Source organism: Streptomyces incarnatus (assembly GCF_001027185.1).
Taxonomy (GTDB): domain Bacteria; phylum Actinomycetota; class Actinomycetes; order Streptomycetales; family Streptomycetaceae; genus Streptomyces; species Streptomyces puniciscabiei.
This window is the reverse complement of sequence record NZ_CP011497.1, coordinates 3836416-3850673: the sequence shown is the minus strand read 5'-3', so window position 1 is coordinate 3850673 and position 14258 is coordinate 3836416. Positions and strand designations below refer to the sequence as shown.

Here is a 14258-nt window from a genome sequence, read left to right as displayed (position 1 = left end):
AGTGACAGACGTGAGCACCGACGACCTTCCCCTCGCCCCGACCGGCGGCTGCGGCGACGGCTGTGCCTGTGGCGCGGACGGCGACGAGGAGTATCTGGAGAGCGGGCTCGACCCCGCGCTCGCCGAGCTGCTGGCCGCCGCCGGGCTCGATCCGATCGAGGTCGAGGACATCGCCAACGTGGCCATCCAGGAGGACCTGGACGGCGGGGTGGACGTGACGACCGTCTCGACCATCCCGGAGGAAGCCACCGCCACCGGCGACTTCACCGCGCGCGAGGGGGGCGTCGTGGCGGGTCTCAGGGTCGCCGAGGCGGTGCTCTCCGTGGTCTGCACGGACGAGTTCGAGGTCGAGCGGCACGTCGAGGACGGCGACCGTGTGGAGGCCGGGCAGAAGCTGCTGTCGGTCACCACGCGCACGCGTGACCTGCTGACCGCCGAGCGCAGCGCGCTGAACATCCTGTGCCGCCTGTCCGGCATCGCGACCGCCACGCGCGCGTGGGCGGACGCGCTGGAGGGCACCAAGACGAAGGTCCGCGACACCCGCAAGACGACCCCGGGCCTGCGCTCGCTGGAGAAGTTCGCCGTGCGCTGCGGCGGCGGAGTCAACCACCGCATGTCGCTGTCCGACGCCGCCCTGGTCAAGGACAACCACGTGGTGGCGGCCGGCGGCGTCGCGCAGGCCTTCAAGGCCGTACGGGAGAACTTCCCGGACATCCCGATCGAGGTCGAGGTCGACACCCTGCACCAGCTGCGCGAGGTCGTCGAGGCGGGCGCCGACCTGATCCTGCTGGACAACTTCACGCCCGACGAGTGCGCGGAGGCCGTCGGGATCGTCCACGGCCGGGCCCTGCTGGAGGCCTCCGGCCGGCTCACGCTCGACATCGCGCGCGTGTACGCCGACACCGGCGTGGACTTCCTGGCCGTCGGCGCGCTCACCCACTCCGCGCCGATCCTGGACATCGGCCTCGACCTGCGCGAGGCGGAGTAACCGCGATGCTCCTCACGATCGACGTCGGCAACACGCACACCGTCCTCGGCCTGTTCGACGGCGAGGACATCGTCGAGCACTGGCGCATCTCCACGGACGCGCGCCGTACGGCGGACGAGCTGGCGGTGCTGCTCCAGGGCCTGATGGGCATGCACCCGCTGCTCGGCGAGGAGCTGGGCGACGGCATCGACGGCATCGCGATCTGCGCGACCGTCCCGTCGGTGCTGCACGAGCTGCGCGAGGTCACCCGGCGCTACTACGGCGACGTCCCCGCCGTCCTGGTCGAGCCGGGCGTGAAGACGGGCGTACCGATCCTCACCGACAACCCCAAGGAGGTCGGCGCGGACCGGATCATCAACGCGGTCGCGGCCGTCGAGCTGTACGGCGGCCCGGCGATCGTCGTCGACTTCGGTACGGCGACCACGTTCGACGCGGTCTCCGCGCGCGGCGAGTACGTCGGCGGTGTCATCGCGCCCGGCATCGAGATCTCCGTGGAGGCGCTCGGCGTCAAGGGCGCGCAGCTGCGGAAGATCGAGGTGGCCCGGCCGCGCAGCGTGATCGGCAAGAACACGGTCGAGGCCATGCAGTCCGGCATCGTGTACGGCTTCGCCGGGCAGGTCGACGGGGTCGTGAGCCGGATGGCCCGGGAGCTCGCCGACGACCCGGACGATGTGCGCGTGATCGCCACGGGCGGGCTCGCGCCCATGGTGCTGGGGGAGTCCTCGGTGATCGACGAGCACCAGCCCTGGCTGACGCTGATCGGGCTGCGGCTGGTGTACGAGCGGAACGTGTCGCGGCTGTGAGCTGACCGGCGCGTGGTGTGACCGGCGCGTGAGCCGACCGCCGGCTGAGGTGACCGGCCCGTGGAGGACCGGTGCCTGGGAGGGGCGCCGGTTTTTCCGCCGCACGCGTGCGTGCCGCAGACCCGGTCGTGCGCGTGCCGTAGCCCCGGTCGAGGGAAACCCGGAGCGACACGCGACGGAAAGATCATCCCTATTCGTCACTTTTGTCCGATTAGCGGTAGCGTCGCCGCATGCCCACGCCATACGGATCCCGCGGCGGCATGGCGTTCGGCGTGGAGGAGCTGCGTGTGCTCCGCCGCGCCCTCGCCCTCGCCCTTCACCCCGGCCAAGCGTCCGCCGAGGACGTACAGGACTGCTTCCGGCTCGCCGAGTCGCTCGACGAGGCGATGTGCGAGGGGGCGAGACTGCGCGCTTTCCTGGTGGCCGACCTCGGCCGGTACCGGGCGGCGCTGCCGGGTACCGCCGCCGGCTACCTCACCCTTCTGGAGGAGGCGCTGGGCGCCGGGCACCGGCCGACGCCGGACGATCTCGCCGCGCTGCGGGCGCTGCGCGGGAACCCGGCGGCGGCCGCGCTGCTGGACCGCTGCCAGGCGCTGGCCGAGCAGGATGTACGGGCCCGGTTCGCGCAGGGCGCGCGCAAGGTGCCGGCCCCCGCCGTACCGCCCTCTCGCACCCGCCTGCTGGCCCTCCCCGGCGGCGGCGGAGCACCCGGGCCGGCGCAGGACCAGGAGCGCGCCGGAGAGCCTCAGAAGCCCGCACAGAAGCCCCCGCAGAAGCCCGCCCCGAAACCCGCGCCGACGCCCGGGGAGCGGCCCGGCACGGAGCCCGGGGCGCCGAAGCGGCCCATCCCCACGCCGGGGGAGGTCTTCCCGCGCCGCAAGCCGGCCCCTCCGGCGAACCCGACCGAAACCCGCACTGAAACCCGCACCGAAACCCGCCAGCTGGCCGCCGGCTGACCATCCCCGCCCTCCGGCCGGCCCCGCCCTGCCGCCGGCACCACGTGTACAGCCACCGTCGCCGGGCCGGGTGGCCCTGGCGGGCCGGACGCGCCGTCGGCGGCTCGCGCGTTGCCGGAGGCGCAGGTGGGGCGATGGGGCCGAGGGGTTTGCGCACCCCCGCACCTTTCAGGTGTGGTCCCGTGGCTACTCTGGGGGCATGGACTACGTCTCCGCGCTCGTGCCCCCGGTCGTGATGGCCGTGTTCTTCATCGGCGTGGTCAGGGTGATCGTGAAGACCCAGGGCGGGGCCGCCAAGGCCAAGGAGGACGCGGCCGTCGACGCCGCCCTCGCGCGCGCGGAGAGCGCGCGTCAGACCTCCGTCGGCGGCGACGCCTGAGACAGTCTGCAGAGCCCCCCTCCGTAACTGCGGGCTCTGCGCCCCGTAACTGCGAGCTCTGCGCCCCTTTTGTTCGCGTTCGCGGACTTAGTGCACGTCCGGCACGCCATTGCCGGGATCTCCCACTATTGTTCTGAGTTGTGCCTCGCCCATTGGGAGAACTCGAAGACGCGGTCATGACGCGGGTGTGGAAGTGGAACCGCCCGGTGACCGTTCGAGAAGTCCTGGAAGACCTCCAGCAGGAACGCTCGATCGCGTACACCACCGTGATGACCGTTTTGGACAATCTCCATCAGAAGGGCTGGGTGCGCCGGGAGGCGGAAGGGCGGGCCTATCGATATGAGGCCGTCTCGACGCGAGCCGCCTACGCCGCCGCCCTCATGAACGACGCCTGGTCGCAGAGCGACAACCCGGCCGCCGCACTCGTCGCCTTCTTCGGGATGATGAGCGAGGAACAGCGCCAGGCGCTCCGGGACGCGGTACGCATCGTCCAGGGCCCGGAAACCCCGCAAGCCCCGGAAGCCCGGCAACAGGAAGCCGTACAACAGCAAGCCCCGGAACAGGAAGCGCCCGAAGCCCGGGAAGAGGAGAACCCCGGCTCGGCACCTGACGCGGACGGGCGATAGCGTCCGCTCATGTCAGCAGAGCGCCCCGAAGTCTCCGCAAAAGCCATCACGGTCCGCCGCGCCCGGACCAGCGATGTCCCGGCCGTGCGCCGCCTCCTCGACGCCTACGCCCGCGACCGCATCCTGCTCGACAAAGCCACGGTCACCCTTTACGAGGACATCCAGGAGTTCTGGGTCGCGGAACGCGACGACAACGCCGAGGTGGTCGGCTGCGGCGCGCTGCACGTCATGTGGGAGGACCTCGCGGAAGTCCGCACTCTCGCGGTGAAGCCCGGCCTGAAGGGCGCCGGCGTCGGCCATCAGTTGCTGGAGAAGTTGCTGCAGACCGCCCGCTGGCTCGGCGTTCGCCGGGTTTTCTGCCTGACCTTCGAAGTGGACTTCTTCGGGAAGCACGGCTTCGTGGAGATCGGGGAGACGCCGGTCGACACCGATGTGTACGCGGAGCTGTTGCGTTCCTATGACGAGGGCGTCGCGGAGTTCCTCGGTCTCGAACGAGTGAAACCGAACACCTTGGGCAACAGCCGGATGCTTCTGCATCTGTGATCGTCATTGCCCGGGTGCCCTATGTCCGAAACGCGCATGTTTCCGGACGGAGGGGCTCCGTCGCTCCTCTACCGCTCCTCTCCCAGGGGTTTGTGTTTTTCCGGCAAAAGCGGTTTGCTTTCCGACGTACTGCAGTACTGCATATAACAGGGGCGGCGAAACGGCGGACGCCGCACACCCCTGGCCCTCAACGTTATCGATGAAAGGAAATCCGGTGGCACAGAAGGTTCAGGTCCTTCTTGTCGACGACCTCGACGGCGGCGAGGCGGACGAGACGGTGACGTTCGCGCTGGACGGCAAGACGTACGAGATCGACCTCACGACTGCCAATGCGGACAAGCTGCGCGGCCTTCTCGACCCCTATGTGAAGGGTGGCCGTCGTACCGGTGGCCGTGCTTCGGGCGGACGCGGAAAGGCGCGTGCCGCTTCCGGCGGCAGCCAGGACACCGCGGCGATCCGCGCCTGGGCGAAGGAGAACGGTTACGAGGTCAACGACCGCGGCCGTGTTCCCGCGTCCATTCGCGAGGCTTACGAGAAGGCCAACGGCTGATCCCGCCGGCAGGCGGCCGGCAGTCCCGCGCGCGGGCGCCGCAGCCGGACCCGGTGACACTGAGCTGCCACCGTGTCCAGCAGTCGTACGAGATCGGGGGCGCCCTTCGCGCGCCCCATGGCCGGCATCGCCGGCAACGAGGCCTCGGCCTCGCCTCCGGGCCCAGGGGGCCGCAGCCATACGGCGGCCCCCTGCATGGACCCGGCCCACCCGGCCCCCTGCATGGACCCGGCCCACTCGGCCTCCTGCCCGGACCCGGCCCACTCGGCCTCCTGCCCGGACCCGGACCGTCCGGCTCCCTCGGGCACGTTCGCCGGCGGGACCGGCGCCTCCATCGCGTCGCCCGCCCCCAGGACCCGTAGGTCGAGGGCCACGGCGCTCCACTCCAGCCAGTCCAGCAGCCCCGGCAGCTCCTCCGCGCTGCCCGCGGCCACCAGCAGCTCCATCCGGCCGCCCCGAAGGGCCACCGGAGAGCCCGGCGCGAGATGCCGGAGCGCCCCCGCGCCCGCCTCGGCCGGCACGTCCAGGACGTCGAACCGCACCCCGGTGAGCAGCCGCAGCGGCCGTCCGGGCACTGTCGCCCAGCCCAGATCGTTCTCGTACCAGTGCCGGACCCGGGCGTCGGGGCCGGCCAGGAGATCACCGGTGTCCGGTACGTCCGGATCCAGAGGGCGACGGGGAAGGGGGACCGTTGAGGCCGTGTGGACCGAGCCAACCATGCCAAGCGCAACCGCCGAAACGACCGCCGGGTTACGCCAGGTGTCAACGTGATCGCGCAGAGTGTAGAAAGAGGGGCGCGCGGGAGCGCGGGGGAGGCGCAAGGTTGTTCGCCCATAGCGGAGGGAACCGGTGCGCGCCGCATGGAGTGTCAGTCCCAGCGGGTAAGACATCCCTAGTGGGAGGGGGCGACACGCAGGACGGGACGTCTCACGTTCGCCATCGGCGTACTGGCGAGTGGGGTAACTGCCTGGCCTGCGGGAACATCGTCTCGCACCATCGGGTTGGAGCAGATGTCGGCGCACACGGTCAGGAGGCCATCGACGGTGTCGGCAGTTGGAATGAGCGGTCCCCGCTTGCGGGACTAAGCTGCGGAAGGACAGGGAGGGGAAGTTCCCCCCACTGCCTGACCGCTCTGAGGAGCGATTAACGATGTTCGAGAGGTTCACCGACCGCGCGCGGCGGGTTGTCGTCCTGGCTCAGGAAGAAGCCCGGATGCTCAACCACAACTACATCGGCACCGAGCACATCCTCCTGGGTCTCATCCACGAGGGCGAAGGTGTCGCCGCTAAGGCCCTGGAGAGCCTCGGCATTTCGCTTGAGGCGGTCCGCCAGCAGGTGGAGGAGATCATCGGCCAGGGCCAGCAGGCCCCGTCCGGGCACATCCCCTTCACCCCCCGTGCCAAGAAGGTCCTGGAGCTGTCGCTCCGCGAGGCCCTTCAGCTGGGCCACAACTACATCGGCACGGAGCACATCCTGCTCGGCCTGATCCGCGAGGGCGAGGGCGTCGCCGCCCAGGTCCTGGTCAAGCTGGGCGCAGACCTCAACCGGGTGCGGCAGCAGGTCATCCAGCTGCTCTCCGGTTACCAGGGCAAGGAGACCGCCACCGCCGGCGGCCCGGCCGAGGGCACCCCCTCGACCTCTCTCGTCCTGGACCAGTTCGGCCGGAACCTCACCCAGGCCGCTCGTGAGTCCAAGCTCGACCCGGTCATCGGGCGCGAGAAGGAGATCGAGCGGGTCATGCAGGTGCTGTCCCGCCGTACCAAGAACAACCCGGTGCTGATCGGTGAGCCCGGCGTCGGCAAGACCGCCGTCGTCGAGGGCCTCGCCCAGGCCATCGTCAAGGGCGAGGTGCCCGAGACCCTCAAGGACAAGCACCTCTACACCCTGGACCTCGGCGCCCTGGTCGCCGGTTCCCGCTACCGCGGTGACTTCGAGGAGCGCCTGAAGAAGGTGCTCAAGGAGATCCGCACCCGCGGCGACATCATCCTGTTCATCGACGAGCTGCACACGCTGGTCGGTGCGGGTGCCGCCGAGGGCGCCATCGACGCGGCGAGCATCCTCAAGCCGATGCTGGCCCGTGGCGAGCTGCAGACCATCGGTGCGACCACCCTGGACGAGTACCGCAAGCACCTGGAGAAGGACGCGGCCCTGGAGCGCCGCTTCCAGCCCATCCAGGTCGCCGAGCCGTCCCTGCCGCACACGATCGAGATCCTCAAGGGCCTGCGCGACCGCTACGAGGCGCACCACCGCGTCTCCATCACGGACGAGGCCCTGGTCCAGGCGGCCACCCTGGCCGACCGGTACATCTCCGACCGCTTCCTGCCGGACAAGGCGATCGACCTGATCGACGAGGCCGGTTCCCGGATGCGCATCCGCCGGATGACCGCTCCGCCGGACCTGCGCGAGTTCGACGAGAAGATCGCCGCCGTCCGCCGGGACAAGGAGTCCGCGATCGACTCGCAGGACTTCGAGAAGGCCGCCTCCCTGCGGGACAAGGAGAAGCAGCTCCTTGCCGCCAAGGCCAAGCGGGAGAAGGAGTGGAAGGCCGGCGACATGGACGTCGTCGCCGAGGTCGACGGCGAGCTGATCGCCGAGGTCCTCGCCACGGCGACCGGCATCCCGGTCTTCAAGCTGACCGAGGAGGAGTCCTCCCGTCTGCTCCGCATGGAGGACGAGCTCCACAAGCGGGTCATCGGCCAGAACGACGCCGTCAAGGCGCTGTCGAAGGCGATCCGCCGTACGCGCGCGGGCCTGAAGGACCCCAAGCGTCCCGGTGGTTCGTTCATCTTCGCGGGCCCGTCGGGTGTCGGTAAGACCGAACTGTCCAAGGCGCTCGCCGAGTTCCTCTTCGGCGACGAGGACGCGCTGATCTCCCTCGACATGTCGGAGTTCAGCGAGAAGCACACGGTGTCGCGTCTCTTCGGTTCGCCCCCCGGCTACGTGGGCTACGAAGAGGGCGGCCAGCTGACCGAGAAGGTCCGCCGCAAGCCGTTCTCCGTCGTCCTCTTCGACGAGGTCGAGAAGGCCCACCCGGACATCTTCAACTCGCTGCTGCAGATCCTGGAGGACGGTCGCCTGACCGACTCCCAGGGCCGGGTCGTGGACTTCAAGAACACGGTCATCATCATGACGACCAACCTCGGCACCCGGGACATCTCCAAGGGCTTCAACCTCGGCTTCGCCGCCGCGGGTGACACGAAGACCAACTACGAGCGCATGAAGAACAAGGTGTCGGACGAGCTCAAGCAGCACTTCCGCCCCGAGTTCCTCAACCGCGTCGACGACGTGGTGGTCTTCCCGCAGCTGACGCAGTCGGACATCCTGCGGATCGTCGACCTGATGATCAGCAAGGTGGACGAGCGCCTGAAGGACCGGGACATGGGCATCGAGCTCTCCCAGTCCGCCAAGGAGCTGCTGGCCAAGAAGGGTTACGACCCGGTGCTGGGCGCGCGTCCGCTGCGCCGCACGATCCAGCGCGAGGTCGAGGACACGCTCTCGGAGAAGATCCTCTTCGGCGAGCTGCGTCCCGGTCACATCGTGGTCGTGGACACCGAGGGCGAGGGCGAGTCCCAGACCTTCACCTTCCGCGGTGAGGAGAAGTCGGCGCTGCCCGACGTCCCGCCGATCGAGCAGGCGGCCGGCGGTGCCGGGCCGAACCTGAGCAAGGAGGCGTAAGCCTCCGGCCGACGGGCCGAGTCGAAGGGGCCGGTGCTCACAGCACCGGCCCCTTCGCATGCCCGCACGGGCCGTGGCTTACGACAACTGCCCGTTGTAGTCCGGCAGTTTGAAAGTCTTCTCGGCGTGGCCGCCGGACAGGTCGGTGGCGCTGTTGCCGATGTTCGCGATGATCGTGTAGCCCTTGTTCTCGATGTCGGCGCGCTGGGCGGTCTTGTAGGCGGCGACGTCCTTGAAGAGGTCGAACAGGCCGCGCACATAGAGGCCGGAGACGTCGTAGCCGTCGTGTTCGAGGTTGTACTCGGTGGGCAGGTAGATGATGCCCGGGCGGGCCGTGACGAAGAACAGCGAGACGCCGTGCTCCTGGGCGTACTTCGCGACGTTCAGGACCGGCTTGTTGGCCGGCTGGGGGTAGCTGAAGCCGAAGTCGGTCTCCAGCGTGGTGTTGTCGATGTCGAAGACGATGGCCTGCTTCTCGCCCGGTGCGGCGTCGGCGATCCGCTCCTTCAGATACGGCAGGGCCTGGTCCATCACGGCCTGGCAGTCCTTCTGCCAGGTGGCGTAGTCCACCTTGGTGGCGGAGCCGCCGGTGGCCGCCGTGTCGTCCGCCGCGTGGGCCGGGGCGGCCATCGCGGCCAGGGCGGCCACGGAGACGGCGGTGGCGGATATGCGGTGCGCCCAGGGGCGTCTGGTCATCGGTGGGGGGTCCTCTCACGTCCGTACGCGTGCCTGAAATGTCAGGGGCATGATCTGAGGTGAGGATGGCGCGAGAGGAACCGTAGGGTTACCGAACGGTAGGTGGCCAGAGGTGTGCGTCACATTTCGTGTCGCGGTCCGGGTCAGTCCTGCCGGCGGGCGTGTTCATGTGCCTGGGTGATCAGGTCCAGGGCCACTTCGAGAACCGCCGTGCGCTTCGTCTCGAAGTCGCCCTGGAGGTCCTGCATCAGGAACATCCCCGCGTGCAGGGTGAACATCGCGCTGACCGAGCGCACTTGGTCGACGAGTTCGGCCTTCGGGTCGATCAGGATGTCCCGCAGATCGCGCATCCGGTCCTTGAAGGTGTCACCGATGCGCAGGTCCCGGACCGTGCCCTGGTTGTCGTGCATGAAGCGGAAGAGCGGTTCGGCGTCGGCGAGCACGCGGCTGTAGCGCCGTACCACCTCCTCCTTGGTCTCCAGGGTGTGTGGCTGCCTGCGACCCCACTCGATCAGGTCCTCGATCGGTTTCGTCAGGTCCTCGAAGAGGCTGACGATGATCTCTTCCTTCGTCTTGAAGTGGTAGTACAGGGCCGCCTTCGTGACGTCGAGACGCTCGGCGATCTCGCGCAGGGAGGTCTTCTCGTAGCCCTGCTCCGCGAAGAGTTCGAGCGCGACGTCCTGGATGCGCTGGCGGGTGTTGCCGCGGCGCTGGTGCTTGGTGCCGTCCATGGTGACGCCCATCCTCGTACTCCTTGCGCTCCCGCAGAAACTTACTTGACGCCCGGCTAGTGACGGGTCTACCTTCCCCAGTGTAGTGAACTAGCCGGGCGGCAAGTAAGTAGCCGCCGCAGGGGGATTGGGAAGAGATGGCGGACACGGTCGAAAGCGTCATGGAAAGCAAACAGGAGGGCAAACAGCCCAGAAGCGTGCGCGTCGTCCTGCTCGCGCTCATGATCGCGATGATGCTCGCGATGCTCGACAACATGATCGTGGGTACGGCGATGCCGACGATCGTGGGCGACCTGGGCGGCCTGGAGCACCTGTCCTGGGTGGTCACCGGCTACACCCTGGCCACCGCGGCCTCCACCCCGATCTGGGGCAAGCTCGGCGACATGTACGGGCGCAAGAGCTCGTTCCTCGCCTCGATCGTGCTCTTCCTGATCGGCTCGGCGCTCAGCGGCATGGCCCAGAACATGGGCGAGCTCATCGGCTTCCGGGCCGTGCAGGGCCTGGGCGCGGGCGGTCTGATGGTCGGCGTCATGGCGATCATCGGCGATCTGATACCGCCGCGGGAGCGCGGCAAGTACACCGGCATGATGGCCGGTGTCATGGCGCTGGCGATGATCGGCGGCCCGCTGGTCGGCGGCACCATCACCGACAACTGGGGCTGGCGCTGGTCCTTCTACATCAACCTGCCGCTCGGCGCCGTGGCCCTGGCCCTGGTCAGCGCCGTGCTGCAGCTGCCGAAGAAGCGGTCGCAGGCGCGCATCGACTACTGGGGCGTCCTGCTGCTGACCGTCGGCATCACCTCGATCGTGCTGGTCACCACCTGGGGCGGCTCCGAGTACGCCTGGACCTCCGCGCGGATCATGGAGCTGATCGGCATCGGCGTGGCCGCGCTGATCGGCTTTGTGTTCTGGCAGTTCAGGGCCGCCGAGCCGGTGGTGCCGATGCACATGTTCGCCAGCCGCAACTTCACCCTGATGTCCGTCATCGGCTTCATCACCGGCTTCGTGATGTTCGGCGCCACGCTCTACCTGCCGCTCTACCAGCAGTCGGTGCAGGGCGCCTCGGCGACCAACTCCGGTCTGCTGCTCCTGCCCATGCTCGGCGCGATGCTCGTGACCTCGATGGTCGCGGGCCGGGTCACCACCAACAGCGGCCGCTACAAGGTCTTCCCGATCGTCGGCGGTGCGCTGATGATCGTCGGGCTGTATCTGCTGTCGCTGATGGACACGGGCACCACCCGGCTGACCTCCGGCATCTTCATGGCGGTGCTGGGCCTGGGCATGGGCTGCCTGATGCAGATCACCATGCTGGTGGCGCAGAACAGCGTGGAGATGAAGGACATGGGCGTCGCGTCCTCGTCCACCACCCTCTTCCGTACGCTCGGCTCCTCCTTCGGCGTGGCCATCATGGGCGCGCTGTTCAACGACCGGGTCAAGCACGTCATGGCCGAGCGGGCCGGCGCGCTGGGCAAGGGCGTCACCGAGAAGTCCGCGCAGCTGGACGCCAAGAGCCTGGCGAAGCTGCCGGCTGTGGCGCGGGAGGCGTACCAGCACGCCGTGTCCGCCGGTACGCACTCGGCCTTCCTGCTGGGCGCGGTGGTCGCGGTGATCGTGCTGATCGCGGCGCTGTTCGTGAAGGAGGTTCCGCTGAAGAGCGGGAAGCCTTCGGCGGACAGCGGCGACGAGGTGGCTCCGGTGCAGGTCGTCGAGGCCGTCTGAACCGCTGCTGAGCCGAAGACCCCGGGCAGGTGTCCGCCCCTGGGGTCTTCTTCTTACGTGTTTGCGCTGGTCGAAGCCATTGTCAGTGCCCCGTGCCACCATCGGCTGCATGGACAAGGTACGGCGGCTGCGTCTGGCCAAGGACGCCATGGACCGGGACTGGGCGGACCCCGGTCTCGATCTGGACGCCGTCGCGGCGTGTGCCGGGTACTCGCGGTATCACTTCCTGCGGGCCTTCAAGGACGTCTACGGCGAGACGCCGGGCCAGTATCTGACCCACCGGCGGATCGAGCGGGCCGAGGAGATGCTGCGCTGTGCCAATCTCACCGTGACCGAGATCTGCACCCTGGTCGGCTTCAGCAGCCTCGGCACGTTCTCCGCCCGCTTCAAGGCCCGCACCGGGCTCACCCCGAGCGAGTACCGCGCGCGGCACGTGGGACGCGGGGCCTCGCTGATACCCGGGTGCTACGCCATGCTCTGGGCCGGCGGATTCAGCACCGCAAGATCGGAGAAGCGCCCCGGGGCCGGCCCTGCCTACGGTGACGAGAGGAAATCCGCCGACAGGAGAGCAGAACCATGATCAAGGGGCTTGCCATCACCACCGTCTGGGTCCTGGACCAGGACCGGGCCAAGGAGTTCTACACCGAGAAGCTGGGGCTCGAGGTGCGTACGGACATGACCATGGGGGACGGCGGCATGCGCTGGCTCACCGTCGGCGCCCCCGGCCAGCCCGACGTGGAGCTGACGCTGATGGTGCCCGGGCCTCCGGCGATGGACCCAGAGTCCGCGGAGATGATGCGGAAGCTCGTCGCCAAGGGGGCGCTCGGCGCGGGGGTGCTGGCGACCGATGACATCCACGGCGACTACAAGAAGCTCAAGGAGCGCGGGGTGGAGTTCCTGCAGGAGCCCCAGGAGCGGCCGTACGGCACGGAGGCGCTGTTCCGGGACGACTCCGGGAACTGGTTCTCGTTCACCCAGCGGCGGGAGGGTGGCCTGGATCTGGAGCGGGACTGGGCCTGCTGAGCCCTGCGCCCTGCCCTGAGCTCTGAGCCCTGCGTCCTGCGGACGGGGCGCTCGTCAGCGGCCCGTTGCCAGCGTCGCCCCGCCCGTCGCCTCCAGGACCACTCCGGTCACGAATGCGTTGGCCGCGAGCATGTGGATCGCCCGGGCGATGTCCTCCGGGCGGCCGACGCGGCCGACGGGGGTGGTCGCGGCGAAGCCGTCGAAGAGGGACTGGCGCTGTTCCGCCGGCACGCCGTCCCACCAGGGCGTGTCGACGACGCCGGGGGAGACGGCGTTGATCCGGAGCGGGGCCAGTTCCACCGCGAGGGGCGGGACCATCGCCTCCAGGGCGCCGTTGATCGCGGCGAGGCCCGCGGTGCCGGGCAGGGCGGCGCGGGCGGAGGCGGCGGTCACCAGCGTCACCGAGCCGTCGCGGCGCAGCGCCGGCAGGGCGGCCTGGAGCACCTGGACGTGCGGCCAGAACTTGCCGTCGAAGCCCTTCGCCAGTTCCGCCAGGTCGAGTTGGGCGAAGGGGCCGCCGCCCTTGCTGCCGCTGAGCGCGAGGACCAGGTGGTCGACGGGGCCGGAGCCGGCGAAGAAGGCGTCCACCGCGGCACGGTCGGCCGCGTCCAGCCGGTACGCCGAGACCTTGCCGCCGATCCGGTCCGCCGCCGCGTCGAGGCGGGGCCGGCTGCGGCCGGTGATGACCACCTCCGCGCCGTCCGCCGCGAAGTGGGCGGCCGACGCCTCGCCGATGCCGGAGCTGCCGCCCATCACGACGACGCGCTGTCCGGCGAGGTGGTTCACAGGGCTGTTCGCGGTGCTCATGAGGAGTGGCCTCCCACTTTGTCGAGAACATCGGTCTCGTTAAAGTGTTACCGAGACCGTTAGTCTCGTCAAGCGTGTTTCGGCGTGCCGTCACGCCTCGGGGAGGATGGGCCCGTGCACGACAGCAACGAACCCCGCCCGCACACCGGGCGCCGCCGCAATGAGGCCGCGCGCCGGGCGATCCTCGACGCCGCGCTGGAACTGCTCGCCGACGCCGACGGCGCCCCGGTGAGCGTGGAGACCATCGCGCGCGCGGCCGGGGTGGGAAAGCAGACCCTCTACCGCTGGTGGCCCTCGAAGGGAGCCGTCCTGCTGGACGCCCTCACCGACCGCGCCGCCCAGGACGTGCCCGCGCCGGACACGGGCAGCCTCCGGGCGGACCTGCGTGAGCTGGCGGTGGCCACGTTCGAGGCGTCGCGGCGTCCGCCGTCCGGCCCGGCTCTGCGCACCCTCGTCCGGGAGGCGGCCCGGGATCCGCATCTGGCCGAGCTGATGCGGACGTTCACCGAGTCGCGCCGGGCGGCTGTCCGGCGGGTCCTCGAACGGGGCCGGGAGCGAGGGGAACTGTCCGCCGACCGGGATGTCGACCTGCTGGTCGATCAGTTCTACGGGTTCTTCTGGTACCGGTTCCTGCTGGAGCACGGGCCGTTGGACAGGGCCACGGCGGTGGCGCTGGCCGACTCGCTGCTCGGGTAGCGCTTCGAGGGCCTGGTTGCCGTGCGTGGCCGGTTTCGGCGCCGTTGCGTTTGCTCGCGCCCCGCGG

The 14258-nt window shown here is 69.5% G+C and carries 16 protein-coding genes; 12 read left to right on the top strand and 4 right to left on the bottom strand.

Annotated features, from left to right (window positions below; all coding sequences use genetic code 11):
- The first annotated feature begins 10 nt into the window (after positions 1–10).
- From nadC to ABB07_RS17205, 7 genes are all read left to right on the top strand, one after another.
- Positions 11–988: a carboxylating nicotinate-nucleotide diphosphorylase gene (nadC, locus tag ABB07_RS17235; RefSeq protein WP_208899537.1), complete on the top strand. Its 978-nt coding sequence runs from the start codon at positions 11–13 to the stop codon at positions 986–988.
- Positions 989–993: 5 nt separating this feature from the next.
- The gene (locus ABB07_RS17230; protein WP_055708030.1) at positions 994–1791 is read left to right on the top strand and encodes a type III pantothenate kinase; all 798 of its coding nucleotides are present in this window, start codon (positions 994–996) and stop codon (positions 1789–1791) included.
- Between the two features lie 260 nt (positions 1792–2051).
- Positions 2052–2747 carry a hypothetical protein gene (locus ABB07_RS17225; protein WP_208903484.1) on the top strand — a complete coding sequence of 232 codons (696 nt, stop codon included), beginning with the start codon at positions 2052–2054 and terminating at the stop codon, positions 2745–2747.
- A gap of 199 nt (positions 2748–2946) precedes the next feature.
- Positions 2947–3126 (top strand): hypothetical protein, encoded by a 180-nt coding sequence (locus ABB07_RS17220; protein ID WP_208899536.1) that lies wholly within the window; start codon positions 2947–2949, stop codon positions 3124–3126.
- A gap of 176 nt (positions 3127–3302) precedes the next feature.
- On the top strand, positions 3303–3752 hold the full coding sequence (locus ABB07_RS17215; RefSeq protein ID WP_244189398.1) for a BlaI/MecI/CopY family transcriptional regulator: 450 nt from the start codon (positions 3303–3305) through the stop codon (positions 3750–3752).
- Between the two features lie 9 nt (positions 3753–3761).
- Positions 3762–4295, top strand: coding sequence for an amino-acid N-acetyltransferase (locus ABB07_RS17210; RefSeq protein ID WP_208899534.1), 534 nt, complete (start codon positions 3762–3764; stop codon positions 4293–4295).
- A 214-nt stretch (positions 4296–4509) separates the two neighbouring features.
- Positions 4510–4845: a histone-like nucleoid-structuring protein Lsr2 gene (locus ABB07_RS17205; RefSeq protein ID WP_030872805.1), complete on the top strand. Its 336-nt coding sequence runs from the start codon at positions 4510–4512 to the stop codon at positions 4843–4845.
- Here ABB07_RS17205 and ABB07_RS17200 read toward each other — a convergent pair.
- Positions 4824–5564 (bottom strand): SCO3374 family protein, encoded by a 741-nt coding sequence (locus tag ABB07_RS17200; protein ID WP_208899533.1) that lies wholly within the window; start codon positions 5562–5564, stop codon positions 4824–4826. The two genes, ABB07_RS17205 and ABB07_RS17200, sit on opposite strands and share 22 nt — an antisense overlap.
- A 430-nt stretch (positions 5565–5994) precedes the next feature.
- Here ABB07_RS17200 and ABB07_RS17195 point away from each other — a divergent pair, with 430 nt between their 5' ends.
- On the top strand, positions 5995–8520 hold the full coding sequence (locus ABB07_RS17195; protein WP_208899532.1) for an ATP-dependent Clp protease ATP-binding subunit: 2526 nt from the start codon (positions 5995–5997) through the stop codon (positions 8518–8520).
- Between the two features lie 78 nt (positions 8521–8598).
- Here the strand turns inward: ABB07_RS17195 and ABB07_RS17190 are convergent, their stop codons facing one another.
- Entirely contained in the window at positions 8599–9216 is a 618-nt protein-coding gene (locus tag ABB07_RS17190; RefSeq protein ID WP_208899531.1) for an HAD family acid phosphatase, read from the bottom strand.
- 143 nt (positions 9217–9359) lie between these two features.
- A complete protein-coding gene (locus tag ABB07_RS17185) occupies positions 9360–9959 on the bottom strand; it encodes a TetR/AcrR family transcriptional regulator (protein WP_208899530.1) in 600 nt (199 codons plus the stop codon).
- A gap of 149 nt (positions 9960–10108) precedes the next feature.
- Between ABB07_RS17185 and ABB07_RS17180 the strand changes: the two genes are divergently transcribed.
- The 3 genes from ABB07_RS17180 (at position 10109) to ABB07_RS17170 (ending at position 12688) form a co-directional block, all read left to right on the top strand.
- The gene (locus tag ABB07_RS17180) at positions 10109–11665 is read left to right on the top strand and encodes an MDR family MFS transporter (RefSeq protein WP_425264729.1); all 1557 of its coding nucleotides are present in this window, start codon (positions 10109–10111) and stop codon (positions 11663–11665) included.
- Positions 11666–11774: 109 nt separating this feature from the next.
- Complete coding sequence (locus tag ABB07_RS17175; protein ID WP_208899528.1) at positions 11775–12245, top strand: helix-turn-helix transcriptional regulator; 471 nt, start codon at positions 11775–11777, stop codon at positions 12243–12245.
- Positions 12242–12688, top strand: a complete 447-nt coding sequence (locus ABB07_RS17170) for a VOC family protein (protein WP_208899527.1) — start codon at positions 12242–12244, stop codon at positions 12686–12688. The genes ABB07_RS17175 and ABB07_RS17170 overlap by 4 nt, the downstream gene beginning before the upstream one ends.
- A gap of 54 nt (positions 12689–12742) precedes the next feature.
- On the opposite strand, the gene ABB07_RS17165 is transcribed toward ABB07_RS17170, so the two are convergent.
- Positions 12743–13495, bottom strand: coding sequence for an SDR family oxidoreductase (locus tag ABB07_RS17165; RefSeq protein WP_208899526.1), 753 nt, complete (start codon positions 13493–13495; stop codon positions 12743–12745).
- 114 nt (positions 13496–13609) lie between these two features.
- On the opposite strand from ABB07_RS17165, the gene ABB07_RS17160 reads away from it, so the two are divergent.
- Positions 13610–14191: a TetR/AcrR family transcriptional regulator gene (locus tag ABB07_RS17160; protein WP_208899525.1), complete on the top strand. Its 582-nt coding sequence runs from the start codon at positions 13610–13612 to the stop codon at positions 14189–14191.
- The last annotated feature ends 67 nt before the right edge of the window (positions 14192–14258 follow it).

Bases quoted from the DNA above. Each gene is read 5' to 3' on its own strand.
- ABB07_RS17230 (WP_055708030.1), top strand. From the start codon at position 994: ATGCTCCTCACGATCGACGTCGGCAACACGCACACCGTCCTCGGCCTG.
- ABB07_RS17225 (WP_208903484.1), top strand. From the start codon at position 2,052: ATGGCGTTCGGCGTGGAGGAGCTGCGTGTGCTCCGCCGCGCCCTCGCC.
- ABB07_RS17220 (WP_208899536.1), top strand. From the start codon at position 2,947: ATGGACTACGTCTCCGCGCTCGTGCCCCCGGTCGTGATGGCCGTGTTC.
- ABB07_RS17215 (WP_244189398.1), top strand. From the start codon at position 3,303: ATGACGCGGGTGTGGAAGTGGAACCGCCCGGTGACCGTTCGAGAAGTC.
- ABB07_RS17210 (WP_208899534.1), top strand. From the start codon at position 3,762: ATGTCAGCAGAGCGCCCCGAAGTCTCCGCAAAAGCCATCACGGTCCGC.
- ABB07_RS17200 (WP_208899533.1), bottom strand. From the start codon at position 5,564: ATGGTTGGCTCGGTCCACACGGCCTCAACGGTCCCCCTTCCCCGTCGC.
- ABB07_RS17195 (WP_208899532.1), top strand. From the start codon at position 5,995: ATGTTCGAGAGGTTCACCGACCGCGCGCGGCGGGTTGTCGTCCTGGCT.
- ABB07_RS17190 (WP_208899531.1), bottom strand. From the start codon at position 9,216: ATGACCAGACGCCCCTGGGCGCACCGCATATCCGCCACCGCCGTCTCC.
- ABB07_RS17185 (WP_208899530.1), bottom strand. From the start codon at position 9,959: ATGGGCGTCACCATGGACGGCACCAAGCACCAGCGCCGCGGCAACACC.
- ABB07_RS17180 (WP_425264729.1), top strand. From the start codon at position 10,109: ATGGAAAGCAAACAGGAGGGCAAACAGCCCAGAAGCGTGCGCGTCGTC.
- ABB07_RS17175 (WP_208899528.1), top strand. From the start codon at position 11,775: ATGGACAAGGTACGGCGGCTGCGTCTGGCCAAGGACGCCATGGACCGG.
- ABB07_RS17170 (WP_208899527.1), top strand. From the start codon at position 12,242: ATGATCAAGGGGCTTGCCATCACCACCGTCTGGGTCCTGGACCAGGAC.
- ABB07_RS17165 (WP_208899526.1), bottom strand. From the start codon at position 13,495: ATGAGCACCGCGAACAGCCCTGTGAACCACCTCGCCGGACAGCGCGTC.